Origin of the sequence: Pseudomonas jessenii, from assembly GCF_002236115.1 — a bacterium.
Lineage (GTDB): Bacteria > Pseudomonadota > Gammaproteobacteria > Pseudomonadales > Pseudomonadaceae > Aquipseudomonas > Aquipseudomonas jessenii.
Genome location: NZ_NIWT01000003.1, coordinates 468,208 through 480,285, shown reverse-complemented (window position 1 = coordinate 480,285; position 12,078 = coordinate 468,208). Strand labels below are relative to the sequence as shown.

Here is a 12,078-nt window from a genome sequence, read left to right as displayed (position 1 = left end):
TTCAAACGATCAGGCCTCGATGTGCAGTCCCTGCTTTCTCTCGCTCGGGTCCTTTTCGGCTTTTTTATGCAATTGATCCAGCCAGGAGTCTGAACTTCCCAGGTCCAGCGCACCTTTGTTCAGCAATAATCCATAGTCAATCATGTTGTGGAAGTTGCTCAGGTCCAGTTTCACCTTGCCCTCGAACTGTGGCTTATCCAGCTGAATCAACTCGATTACGGTCTTGGCGTGCTTGAGGGTCAGGGGTTGCAAGCCTTTGGCCTCGTTCAACAGGGTGTTCAATATTTCCTCATCCCTGGCGGTCAGGGTGTCGGGGGGCGAAGTGACTTTCAACTGACCGTCTTCGGCCACGGTGAAGCCCATTACGTTATGGGCCAGGCCAGACCATTTGTTTTGCAGGTCTTTTTTGAAGTCGGAGTAAATCCCTTCCATTTTTTTGAGCATCAAATTTGCCTGGAATTCATGATGCCTGATCATTGAATATCTAAAGCTTTTTATCTGAGGGGGTAGGTCATAGAACCCGTTAAGTGATTCGAGCGTATTCAAGAAATCCTCCACCTCATTCAGTTTTTCGCTGCTGAGATTTCTAGGTTCACTTCGAGGAGCTCGGAGTTTCTCGATGGTCAACCTTATCCTGTCATCCATTACCGGAATGTCGACTTTCTCAAGCTGGGATTTTTCCGTGTTCGCCTTCACTGTTTGCGGATACGGAACTTGAAAAGATGCAGCGGCACTTACATTCATGTCAGCTTCTCATTGTGGGGGTTCATGGTGCTTAACGGCCATGACCCGGTCATGGATGACCTGATAAACACGTAGGAGAAGTCCGAACAGGAAGTAGGTACTTTCAAGCATGCCGTTGTCGGCTGTCACAGGGCGGTTTGAAGAGGTTTCAGGTGACTTGCGGCAGTGATTCCGGTCGTGACCAGATCCACAGATTGCCCAGCCCCATGCCGGCAATCGCCAGGTAAATCGGCCAGCCGTGATCGAGCATCACCAGCATGAGACCGGCACATAACAGCATGCTGACCGTGGCGCTGACTTTTGCCCGACGCGCGATGATCTTGCCGTTGCGCCAGTTATGGAGGATGGGGCCGAACAGCCGGTGGTTTTCCAGCCAGGCACTCAGGCGCGGCGAACTGCGGGTCGCGGCCCAGGCGGCCAGCAGGATGAACTCGGTGGTTGGCAGGCCGGGTATGACGATGGCGATCAGGCCGATGCCCAGGCTGACATAGGCCAGCAGGCCGAAGAGGAGGCGGGAGAGTCTGGAGGAGGCTGGCATGGGCTCAAGGCAACATGTGAGGCTGATCGAAATCTTACGGATTTACTTCGTTCCTTGTGGGAGCGAGCTTGCTCGCGATAGGGGGGTATCAGTCGACAATAATGCTGTCTGGAATACCGTCATCGCGAGCAGGCTCGCTCCTACAGGGGCGGTGGTGTGTCAGGCGATTTCTGGTGCGGTAGCGTAAGCCCGCTCCAGCAACACGGTAAAACGGTTGAACGCGTCGATGGCGCCTTTTTCCACTTCGGCTTCTTCCTGGGCGCTGAATGCCAGGCCGTCCAGGGTTTTAACGAAGCTCTTCCAGCCTTCAGCGCGGCCGCCGGCCGGTTCGCCGAGGTGGCGGGCGCCGAAGGTTTCGCTCAGGCCAAGGCCCACGGCGCGCTTGATGAGGAACGCCGCGCCGAGCTTCGAGCCTTCGGAGACGAAGATCCAGCCCAGGGCCTCGGCCTTGGTCGGGTTCTTCAGTGCACCGGCGACAGGTGCCGGCACGTCGGTGTCCAGGTCCGCGAGGTCGGCCCTGGCTGCATCGGCACGACAGCGGGCCGGCAGGTCCGGGACGATGGCGGTCAGTTCGGTATCGTTGTACAGCGACACCAGTTCCGACTGGAACAGGTACTGCGCCACCACGAAACGGGCGAAATTGGCCGGGGTTTCAAACGGCGCATGAGCCTTGACCAGGGCATCGAGCTTGCTGTGCGGCTCGTGGGTGATCTGGTTCAAACGTTGCGAACGCAGGTTGGGGCGTTGTTCGGTGGCCTGGGTAGTCATGGCAATTCCTTGGAGAAAGAGAGGCGCTTGGTAACGAGACGAACAGGAAGGCGCCTGACAGTAAAAAATCCTCACCGGGCGGCTTGATGAAACCGCCAGGCGAGATGAGCGGATCAGATATCCCAGATCAGGTTGACCGCAAAGTTGCGACCCGGCTGAGTCAGACGGTCGAGGTTGGCCGGTTGGGTCACCGAGGCTTCGCCGACGCTGTCGTAGCCGCGCACGTCATCCCACAGCCAGTACTTCTTGTCGGTGAGGTTGTAGACGCCGCCGCTGACGGTCACGTCGTCGGTCACCTTGTAGAACGCGCTCAGGTCCAGAATGCCGAAACCGGGCGTCTTGAACTGGGTGCTGGTGCCGTCCGGGGTTTTGAAGCTGGTGCTGTCGACGCGATCCTTCTTCTTCACCAGGGTCCAGCTGAGCAAGCCACCGTAGGTGTCCTGGTCGTAGCCGAGGCCGAATACGCCGGTCAGCGGGTTGACGCTGTTGAGCGGCTCGCCGTTGTCGTCGTTGCGACCGTAGGCATAGGCCACCGAGCCCTGGGTGTAGAGGCCTTGCGGCGCGCCGAAGGCGTCGAGGTTCAGGCGTCCCTTGACCTCCGCGCCCTTGATGGTGGCGTGCTTGATGTTGTTGCTCTGGAACGTGGTCTCGGTGTAGCCCGGAGTGATGGCGTTCTCGTTGATGAAGTCGCGGTATTTGTTGTAGAACACTGCCACGTCAAACGAGCCCTGCTCGAAGTTGCCGCGCAAACCCGTCTCGTAGCTTTTGCTTTTTTCCGGTTCGAGGTCAGGATTAGGCGCTACCCGATAGCCGCCGGCGATGTTTTCGAAACGACCGTACAACGCCTTGGCGGTCGGGGTGCGGAAGCCTTCAGCGTATTTGCCGTACCAGGTGTAATGGTCGTTGAAGCTGTAGGTGGTGCCAAAATTCGGCGACAGGCGATGCCAGGTTTTGGTCTCGTCGCTCACCGTACCGTTGCCGCTCTGGTCGGCGGTGGCCAGGAACTCTTCGGTGATGTGCGGCTTGAGTTCGGTGTAGTCGTAGCGAGCACCTGGCGCAAAGGTCCAGTTGCCCCAGCTGATCAGATCCTGGGCGAACAGGCTGTAGCTGTTGACGGTCGGGTCCGGGAAGTCACTGGCGGGTGTCAGCGTGTCGGTGGCACTAGGGGCGCCAATGACCCGGCAGGATCCGGCCACGGTCAGGCAGGTGCCGGTGCCGGTACGCAGGCCGGTGATTTTGTCCTGCTTGATGGTGGTGCCATAGGTGACGAGGTGGTCGGTGTCGGCGATGGCAAACGACTTGTCAGCCTGGGCATCGAATACCCATTGGCGGTCCTTGTAGGTGGTATCGCGGTTACGCAGCACGGTTCGTGACGGCGGCGCGTAGATTTCCTCGGTGCTCTGGTCGGTCTTGGCGATCTGGTAGTTCAGCGTCCACTTGATGTTGTCGGCCAGGGCGCTGTCCAGACCGAAGCTGTGTTCCAGGCCAAAGCGTTCGCGGGTGATCGTGTCGTTACCGGTACGGGACTTGTAGTAGCCGAAACCGCGTCCGGCATTGAACGGGCCGCCCACTGCGCTCAATTGATTGGTGTCGCGGTCGTCCTTGTAATGCTCATAGGTCAGGCCCAGGCGCGCGTCGTCGGCGTAATTCCAGCCCAGTTTGGCCAGCACGCTGGTGGTGCGAGCGTCCTGGGGGTTGGCTTCAGTACGGTTCAGGCCAGTGCCGCCGGTTTCGCCATAGGACTCTGTTTCATGACCGTTGCGTTGACTGAGATGCAACAGGCCATCGAGCTCGCCTGTACGGCCGGCGACGGTGCCGGACGTCAGCCAGCTGTCGTCGGCGGAGCTGTAGCCGGTTTTCAGGCGCGCGCCGACATCCTTGCCCGGTTTGATGATGTCGTCCGGGTCCAGCGTGTAGTAGCTGACGGCGCCGCCAATGGCATTGCTGCCGTACAAGACAGAGGCCGGGCCACGGAGGATTTCCACACGCTTGACGATTTCCGGGTCGACATAGTTGCGGTTGGTCTGGGCATAGGGGCCGTTGAAGAAGCCGTCGGGTACCTGCACGCCATCGACCTGGGTCAGCACGCGGTCGCCATCGATGCCGCGAATGTTGTAGCCGGTGATACCGGCCCGCTGGCCTGCGCCGCCTACCGAAACACCGGGTTCGTAGCGCACCAGCTCCTTGATGGTATTGACGTTGTTGCGGTCCAGATCTTCGCGGGTGTAGACAGAGACCGTGCTCGGCACGCTATTCACAGACTGTTCGTTACGGGTGGCGCTGATGGTCACCTGATCGAGATTCAGGGCACTGCTACCGTTGCGTTTTTCCAGAACGATGCTGTTGTTGCCCAGTTTGCGATAGCCCAGGTTGGTCCCCACCAACAGGCGATCCAGGGCTTTCTCCGGCGACAGCGAACCACGGACGCCCGGCGAGGCCACACCTTGTGCCAGCTCCGACGACATACCGATCTGCCAGCCCGTTACGGTGGTAAAGGCATTGAGTGCCGACACCAGTGATTGCTGGGGAATGGCGAACGAGTAGTCGCCCATTTTGCGGCTCGACTGCTCGGTGGCGGTGGCGGCCATGAGCGGTGCGGTACCGGCCATCAGGATGGCGGCGGTCAGCAGCGACAGCACGCGGGAAGGTGTAGGGGCTTGGCGGGTAAGGCGAGGGGACATCGATAGCGCTCCGTGTCGCACGAATCTTTATAGGTGCTGATTGGCATGGTGAGATGCGAATCAATTGCATTGGCTATAACGAGACGTACGGGGTTTGGCTATCGAGTAAAAATAATTCTCATTCAGTTCAGGATGACCAGCGCCGGGAATTCCTGGAGCCGGGCCGAGGTGATGTGGGCCAGGGAGCGAACCACGTCCAGCGGCTGATCGAGACGGTAGTTGCCGGTCACGGTGACATCGGCCAACTGTTCGTTGTTGTTGATGATCCAGCCCGGGTAATAGCGGCGAAGTTCTGCCAGTACCTGGTTCAACGGGCAGTTTTCGAATACCAGCCGTCCCTGGACCCACGCAAGGTCGGTGGCGGCGTCGAGTTTGGCCGGGCGGTCGAAGCCGTTGGGGCCGATGCGAATGCTTTCCCCGGCGGACAAGCGTACCCGCGCGTCATCCCGAGTGGCGCGCAAGTCGACGTCGCCGCGCTGTACCCGCACCTGCGCCACGCCGTCGAGGTAACGCACGGCAAATGCGGTATCGCGAACGCTGGCCGTGACCGGGCCGGCGTCGATTTCCAGTGGTTGGCCGCGATTGGCCTGCACTTCGAAAAACGCTTCGCCCTGATACAGGCGGGCAACACGTTGCTGGTCGTTGATGGTGCTTGAGAACGCCGAGTTGGTATTGAGCAGAACCCTGGAACCGTCCTCCAGTTGCAGGCGCTGGCGTTCGCCGACCACAGTCAGGTGATCGGCCTGCAGGCGCATCGGCAAACTGCTGAAACTGAACAGCCCGAGCAGCAGCACGGCGGCGGTGGCCAGTGGTTTCCAGTGCGGACGCAGACGGGCGAGGACAGTGACTTTCGCCGGACGGGCGGCCAGGCTTTGCGCGCATTGCGCTACTTGCGGGCCGTCCCAGATCGCCTGGGCCTTGGCGAACGCCTGGGCATTCAACGGATCGGCGTCGAGCCATGCATGGAATTGGCTGCTCTGCTCCTCGTCGGGACTGCCGAGCACAATCAGCCAGTCCAGGGCCTGGTCCATCGCGCTTGCGGGGTCCTGCGCCGATGAAGGCTCGGGGGAGCGGTGGTTGTCCGTCACGGTGTTTCCTCGGCAGTGTCTGTGCACGGCTGTTTTTTTAGTGAAGCGTAAAAGTGGGCCAAGGGTAGCAAAGCCCGATGATCAGCGCAGTCGGTCCAGGTAAGCGCAGGGGCTTGGCGCTCAGTTGGCGTTCAAGCGATCGGCAACCCCGATGCAGATCGACATGATCAGTTTGAGTTCTTTCTGCACGGTGCTGAGGGACACGTTCAACTCCTCGGCGATTTCCTGGTAACTGTGCCCGTGCAGGCGGCTGAGGATGAAAATCCGCTGTTGGCGGGCGCTGAGTTCACTGAGGCTCACGTTCAAACGCTCCAGCAATTGTTCGGCGTGGGCGGCGTCTTCGGCGCTGCTGGTGGCGGCGGCGATGCTGTGCATCACCTCCTGCGGCACGTCGTCGACCATCGTGCGCGAATGGATGCGCCGCGCGCGCAAATGGTCCAGCGCCAGGTTGCGCGCCGTCTGGAAGACAAAGGGCTCAAGATGATCGATGGCCCGTTCGCTCAATGCCCGGGTCACCCGCAGGTAAGTTTCCTGCAAAAGGTCTTCAGCGGTGCTGTGATTGTTGACCATCCGCTCCAGCGTGCGCAGCAGGGAGGTGCGCTGGGTGAGGAAAACGTGGTTGAAGCGCGACTGACTCACGGGAGAACCTGATCCATTTCGAGTAGATGATAATGCTTATCATCTACTCGAGTGGTCAAGCACTGATTTGTGACGCTTTACGCGCGACCTTGCAAATAGGTGGCGTAATCGGGAATCCGATGGAGGTGCGCCTGATCCATCAGCGGGCTGCTGAGCAGGTAGTCGGCGCTGCATTCGTTACACGCCACCGGGATGTTCCACACTGCCGCGACCCGCAGCAACGCCTTGATATCCGGGTCGTGGGGCTGTGGCTCGAACGGGTCCCAGAAGAACACCAGCATGTCGACCCGCTGCTCGGCGATTTGCGCACCGAGCTGCTGGTCGCCGCCCAGTGGCCCGCTGATCATGCTTTGCACCGGCAGATCGAGGCGTTGTTGCAACAACAACCCCGTGGTGCCGGTGGCGACCAGATCATGCTGGGCCAGCCTGTCTTTTTGCCGTTCGGCCCAGTCCAGCAAGAACACCTTGCAGTGGTCATGGGCAACCAGGGCGATACGCTTGCGCGCCGCCATGGTCTTTTGCGTAAAGCTGATGCCGATCATCGATGGTAGCTCCAGACGCGCAACTTGTAGGAGCGAGCTTGCTCGCGATGGACTGTAGAACACCGCGGGGCATCAGGTTCCCCGCGTTATCGTTCACGACCATCGCGAGCAAGCTCGCTCCTACAAGAAGGAAGGGACGTGCTGCTTATTCGGCGTTGCACAGCGCCAGGCAGTTATCGAGCATGCGGTTGGAGAAGCCCCACTCGTTGTCATACCACGCCAGTACCTTGAGCAGCTTGCCGCTGGATTTGGTGTGGTTGGCGTCGAAGATCGACGACAGCGGGTTGTGGTTGAAGTCGCTGGAGACCAGCGGCAGGGTGTTGTACCCAAGGATCTTCGAGTGCTGGCTGGCTTCTTTCATCAGCGCATTGACCTCATCGGCCGACGCTTCGCGCTTGAGCTGCACCGTCAGGTCTACCAGCGATACATTGATGACCGGTACGCGCACCGACATGCCGGTCAATTTGCCCGCCAGTTCCGGCAGCACCAGGCCCACCGCTTCAGCAGCACCGGTCTTGCTCGGGATCATGTTCTGGGTGGCCGAACGGGCGCGGTACGGATCGACGTGATAGACGTCGGTCAGGTGCTGGTCGTTGGTATAGGCGTGAATGGTGGTCATCAGACCGCTTTCGATGCCCAGCTCGCGGTGCAGCACCTGGGCCACCGGGGCCAGGCAGTTGGTAGTGCACGACGCGTTGGAAATGATCTGGTGCGATTGGCGCAGAATGTCGTGGTTCACCCCGTAAACCACGGTGGCGTCGGCGCCTTTGGCCGGGGCGGAGATAATCACTTTGCGCGCGCCCGCCGTAATATGCGCAGCGGCCTTGGCCCGGTCGGTGAACAAACCGGTGCATTCGAACACCACATCAATCTTTTCCGCGGCCCAAGGCAAGTCGGCCGGGTTGCGGATGGCACTGACCGAAATGCGGTCGCCGTTGACCGTCAGGCTCTCCTGGTCGTGCTGGACATCGGCATCGAATGTGCCGTGAACGGTGTCGTACTTGAGCAGATGAGCATTGATCGCGCTGTCGCCCAGGTCGTTGATGGCGACAATCTGCAAATCCTGACGGTAGCCCTGGGTATAGAGTGCGCGCAGGACATTACGGCCGATGCGGCCAAAACCATTGATTGCGATTCGAAGAGTCATAGTGCGGCGCTACCGTCGTTTTGTTGTTGGAATTACAAGATTATTCGTAAAAAAATAGAAAACAAGCCTTTTTGATGGCAATATTTTGTTCGATCTACAACGAGTGACCTGAATCAACTGGTCCGAATGGTCAAATAAACCGTCTGTCATCCCATCGACACCGGCCTTTGATCAGCATAGACAATCAGGTCGCCACATCCGTTAGCCTGGAGTTCTACACATGCATCCCCGCGTCCTTGAGGTCACTGAACGGCTTATCGCCCGCAGCCGCGCCACGCGTGAGGCCTACCTTGCATTGATCCGCGGTGCGGCCAGCGACGGTCCGATGCGCGGCAAGCTGCAGTGCGCCAACTTCGCCCATGGCGTGGCCGGTTGCGGCAGCGACGACAAGCACAGCCTGCGGATGATGAACTCCGCGAACATCGCGATAGTTTCGTCATATAACGACATGCTCTCGGCACACCAGCCGTACGAAGTCTTCCCCGAACTGATCAAGAAAGCCCTGCGCGAAATCGGCTCCGTCGGTCAGTTCGCCGGTGGCACGCCGGCCATGTGCGATGGCGTGACCCAGGGCGAGCCGGGCATGGAGCTGAGCCTGCCGAGCCGCGAAGTGATCGCGTTGTCCACTGCCGTGGCGCTGTCCCACAACATGTTCGACGGCGCGCTGCTGCTCGGCATCTGCGACAAGATCGTGCCGGGCCTGATGATGGGCGCGCTGCGCTTCGGCCATCTGCCGATGATCTTCGTGCCGGGCGGGCCGATGGTCTCGGGCATTTCCAACAAGCAGAAAGCCGACGTGCGCCAGAAGTACGCCGAAGGCAAGGCGACTCGCGAAGAGCTGCTGGAATCGGAAATGAAGTCCTACCACAGCCCTGGCACCTGCACCTTCTACGGCACCGCCAACACCAACCAGTTGCTGATGGAAGTCATGGGCCTGCATCTGCCGGGCGCGTCCTTCGTCAACCCGAACACGCCGTTGCGCGATGCCTTGACCCGCGAAGCCGCGCACCAGGTCACACGCCTGACCAAGCAGAACGGCGACTTCATGCCGATCGGCGAAATCGTCGACGAGCGTTCGCTGGTCAACTCGATTGTCGCGTTGCATGCCACGGGCGGTTCGACCAACCACACCCTGCACATGCCGGCCATCGCCATGGCGGCGGGCATTCAATTGACCTGGCAGGACATGGCCGACCTCTCCGAAGTCGTGCCGACCCTGAGCCACGTCTACCCGAACGGCAAAGCCGACATCAACCACTTCCAGGCCGCGGGCGGTATGTCGTTCCTGATCCGCGAACTGCTGGAAGCCGGGCTGCTCCACGAAAACGTCAACACCGTGATGGGCCACGGCCTGAGCCGCTACACCCAGGAGCCGTTCCTCGACAATGGCCAACTGGTCTGGCGTGAAGGCGTGACCGACAGCCTCGACGAAAGCATCCTGCGTCCGGTCGCCCGCGCGTTCTCGGCCGAAGGTGGCCTGCGGGTGATGGAAGGCAACCTGGGTCGCGGTGTGATGAAAGTCTCCGCCGTGGCCGTGGAAAACCAGATCGTCGAAGCGCCGGCCATGGTGTTCCAGGATCAACAGGACCTGGCCGATGCGTTCAAGGCCGGTTTGCTGGAGAAGGATTTTGTCGCGGTGATGCGCTTCCAGGGCCCGCGCTCCAACGGCATGCCAGAGCTGCACAAGATGACGCCGTTCCTCGGCGTGTTGCAGGATCGCGGCTTCAAAGTCGCGCTGGTGACCGACGGGCGCATGTCCGGCGCGTCGGGGAAAATCCCGGCGGCCATTCATGTCAGCCCCGAAGCTTATGTCGGCGGCGCTTTGGCGCGGGTACAAGAGGGCGATATCATCCGCGTCGATGGCGTCAAAGGCACCCTGGAGCTTAAGGTGGACGCCGAAGAATTCGCAGCGCGCACGCCGGCCAAGGGCCTGTTGGGCAACAACATCGGCACCGGTCGCGAGCTGTTCGGTTTCATGCGCATGGCCTTCAGCTCGGCGGAGCAGGGCGCCAGCGCCTTTACTTCTGCTCTGGAGACGCTTAATTGAAACTGGCTTTGGTCGGTGACATCGGTGGGACCAACGCACGTTTCGCGTTGTGGAAAAACCAGCAGCTGGAATCGGTCCAGGTGCTGGCAACGGCAGATTTCCCCAGCCCTATCGATGCGATCAGCCTGTACCTTAATGGTCTGGGGCTGGCGCCGGGTTCGATCGGTTCGGTGTGCCTGTCGGTGGCGGGCCCGGTAAGTGGTGACGAATTCAGGTTCACCAACAATCACTGGCGCCTGAGCCGCAAGGGCTTTTGCCAGACCTTGCAGGTGGATCAGCTGTTGTTGGTCAACGACTTTTCGGCCATGGCCCTGGGCATGACCCGTTTGCAGCCCGGCGAATTCCGCGTGGTCTGCGAAGGCACGCCGGAGCCGTTGCGCCCGGCGGTGGTGATTGGCCCGGGCACAGGTTTGGGCGTCGGCACCTTGCTCGATCTGGGCGCGGGCCGTTTTGCCGCGTTGCCGGGGGAGGGCGGTCACGTCGATCTGCCATTGAGCAGCCCGCGTGAAACACAGCTCTGGCAGCACATCTTCAACGAAATTGGCCATGTCAGTGCGGAAACAGCCTTGAGCGGTGGCGGCTTGCCCCGTGTCTATCGGGCGATCTGTGCGGTGGATGGGCACACGCCTGTGCTCGACACACCGGAAGCCATCACCGCTGCCGGGCTGGCGGGCGACCCGATTGCCGTGGAAGTGCTTGAGCAGTTCTGCTGCTGGCTTGGTCGCGTGGCCGGCAATAACGTGCTGACCACCGGTGGACGCGGTGGCGTGTACATCGTGGGCGGGGTGATTCCGCGCTTTGCCGATTTCTTCCTCGAAAGTGGTTTCGCCCGCTGCTTCGCCGACAAGGGTTGCATGAGCGATTACTTCAAGGGGATTCCGGTGTGGCTGGTGACAGCGCCGTATTCCGGGTTGATGGGCGCGGGTGTGGCGTTGGAACAATCAATCCCCCGCTTGAAACCCGATTACCTGTAGGAGCGAGCCTGCTCGCGATGGACGTCAACGATAACGCGTGCTTTCTGAATGTACGCGGTGCCTTCAAGTCCATCGCGAGCAGGCTCGCTCCTACAGTGGTTTTGTGGTGTTTGTAAAATCGGTGCTTAAGGCATAATCCGCCCCAATTCAAACAACAAGGACGCCGCCCGTGAGCTCAGTCAACAAGTCGATTTTGTTGGTCGATGACGATCAAGAGATACGCGAGTTGCTGGATACCTACCTGACCCGCGCCGGTTTCCAGGTACGTACCACGCCCGACGGTGCCGGCTTTCGCCAGGCGCTGAACGAGGCGCCGAGTGATCTGGTGATCCTTGATGTGATGTTGCCCGACGAAGACGGCTTCAGCCTGTGCCGCTGGATTCGCCAGCATCCGCGCCAGGCGCAGGTGCCGATCATCATGCTCACCGCCAGTTCCGACGAAGCCGATCGCGTCATCGGCCTGGAACTGGGCGCCGACGATTACCTCGGCAAGCCCTTCAGCCCACGGGAGTTGCAGGCCCGGATCAAGGCGTTGCTGCGCCGCGCACAGTTCGGTCAGGAGCGCAGTGGCGGTGAGGTGCTGGCCTTCGATGACTGGCGGCTGGACATGGTCAGCCATCGGCTGTTTCACATCGACGGCGAAGAGGTGATTCTTTCGGGCGCCGATTTCGCGCTGCTGAAACTGTTCCTCGATCATCCACAGGAAATCCTCGACCGCGACACCATCGGCAACGCCACCCGCGGCCGCGAACTGATGCCCCTGGATCGCATCGTCGACATGGCGGTCAGCCGGTTGCGCCAGCGCCTGCGCGACACGGAAAAACCGCCACGGCTGATCCGCACCGTGCGTGGCAGCGGCTACCAACTGGCGGCCAACGTGGTTGCCAGCAATGGTCACTGAGGCTTTGCG

General features: G+C 60.5%; 11 protein-coding genes. 3 read left to right on the top strand and 8 right to left on the bottom strand.

The features are described 5' to 3' along the window. Positions 1 to 9: 9 nt before the first annotated feature. The 8 genes from PSJE_RS30490 to gap form a co-directional block, all read right to left on the bottom strand. Positions 10 to 744 carry a hypothetical protein gene (locus PSJE_RS30490; RefSeq protein ID WP_139212757.1) on the bottom strand — a complete coding sequence of 245 codons (735 nt, stop codon included), beginning with the start codon at positions 742 to 744 and terminating at the stop codon, positions 10 to 12. Between the two features lie 148 nt (positions 745 to 892). Further along, on the bottom strand, positions 893 to 1,282 hold the full coding sequence (locus tag PSJE_RS11385; protein ID WP_090457420.1) for a YbaN family protein: 390 nt from the start codon (positions 1,280 to 1,282) through the stop codon (positions 893 to 895). A 159-nt stretch (positions 1,283 to 1,441) separates the two neighbouring features. Continuing rightward, on the bottom strand, positions 1,442 to 2,050 hold the full coding sequence (locus PSJE_RS11380; RefSeq protein ID WP_090457418.1) for a biliverdin-producing heme oxygenase: 609 nt from the start codon (positions 2,048 to 2,050) through the stop codon (positions 1,442 to 1,444). 113 nt (positions 2,051 to 2,163) lie between these two features. After that, a complete protein-coding gene (locus tag PSJE_RS11375; RefSeq protein ID WP_090457416.1) occupies positions 2,164 to 4,731 on the bottom strand; it encodes a TonB-dependent receptor in 2,568 nt (855 codons plus the stop codon). 122 nt (positions 4,732 to 4,853) lie between these two features. Then, on the bottom strand, positions 4,854 to 5,819 hold the full coding sequence (locus PSJE_RS11370; RefSeq protein WP_090457414.1) for a FecR family protein: 966 nt from the start codon (positions 5,817 to 5,819) through the stop codon (positions 4,854 to 4,856). Positions 5,820 to 5,939: 120 nt separating this feature from the next. After that, the gene (locus PSJE_RS11365; RefSeq protein ID WP_057713542.1) at positions 5,940 to 6,458 is read right to left on the bottom strand and encodes an RNA polymerase sigma factor; all 519 of its coding nucleotides are present in this window, start codon (positions 6,456 to 6,458) and stop codon (positions 5,940 to 5,942) included. Between the two features lie 77 nt (positions 6,459 to 6,535). Next, on the bottom strand, positions 6,536 to 7,000 hold the full coding sequence (locus tag PSJE_RS11360; protein ID WP_057713543.1) for a methylglyoxal synthase: 465 nt from the start codon (positions 6,998 to 7,000) through the stop codon (positions 6,536 to 6,538). Positions 7,001 to 7,145: 145 nt separating this feature from the next. Continuing rightward, entirely contained in the window at positions 7,146 to 8,147 is a 1,002-nt protein-coding gene (gap, locus tag PSJE_RS11355) for a type I glyceraldehyde-3-phosphate dehydrogenase (protein WP_007974423.1), read from the bottom strand. A 220-nt stretch (positions 8,148 to 8,367) separates the two neighbouring features. Between gap and edd the strand changes: the two genes are divergently transcribed. The 3 genes from edd to PSJE_RS11340 all read left to right on the top strand — a co-directional run bounded on the left by edd (position 8,368) and on the right by PSJE_RS11340 (position 12,069). Further along, positions 8,368 to 10,194, top strand: coding sequence for a phosphogluconate dehydratase (edd, locus tag PSJE_RS11350; protein WP_057713545.1), 1,827 nt, complete (start codon positions 8,368 to 8,370; stop codon positions 10,192 to 10,194). After that, positions 10,191 to 11,168, top strand: a complete 978-nt coding sequence (locus PSJE_RS11345; protein ID WP_090457413.1) for a glucokinase — start codon at positions 10,191 to 10,193, stop codon at positions 11,166 to 11,168. The genes edd and PSJE_RS11345 overlap by 4 nt, the downstream gene beginning before the upstream one ends. A gap of 169 nt (positions 11,169 to 11,337) precedes the next feature. Next, the gene (locus tag PSJE_RS11340) at positions 11,338 to 12,069 is read left to right on the top strand and encodes a response regulator (protein WP_008050538.1); all 732 of its coding nucleotides are present in this window, start codon (positions 11,338 to 11,340) and stop codon (positions 12,067 to 12,069) included. Positions 12,070 to 12,078: the final 9 nt, after the last annotated feature.

What these genes read in the sequence shown, in the direction of transcription:
- PSJE_RS30490 (WP_139212757.1), bottom strand. Translation starts at nt 744, where the DNA reads ATGAATGTAAGTGCCGCTGCATCTTTTCAAGTTCCGTATCCGCAAACA.
- PSJE_RS11385 (WP_090457420.1), bottom strand. Translation starts at nt 1,282, where the DNA reads ATGCCAGCCTCCTCCAGACTCTCCCGCCTCCTCTTCGGCCTGCTGGCC.
- PSJE_RS11380 (WP_090457418.1), bottom strand. Translation starts at nt 2,050, where the DNA reads ATGACTACCCAGGCCACCGAACAACGCCCCAACCTGCGTTCGCAACGT.
- PSJE_RS11375 (WP_090457416.1), bottom strand. Translation starts at nt 4,731, where the DNA reads ATGTCCCCTCGCCTTACCCGCCAAGCCCCTACACCTTCCCGCGTGCTG.
- PSJE_RS11360 (WP_057713543.1), bottom strand. Translation starts at nt 7,000, where the DNA reads ATGATCGGCATCAGCTTTACGCAAAAGACCATGGCGGCGCGCAAGCGT.
- gap (WP_007974423.1), bottom strand. Translation starts at nt 8,147, where the DNA reads ATGACTCTTCGAATCGCAATCAATGGTTTTGGCCGCATCGGCCGTAAT.
- edd (WP_057713545.1), top strand. Translation starts at nt 8,368, where the DNA reads ATGCATCCCCGCGTCCTTGAGGTCACTGAACGGCTTATCGCCCGCAGC.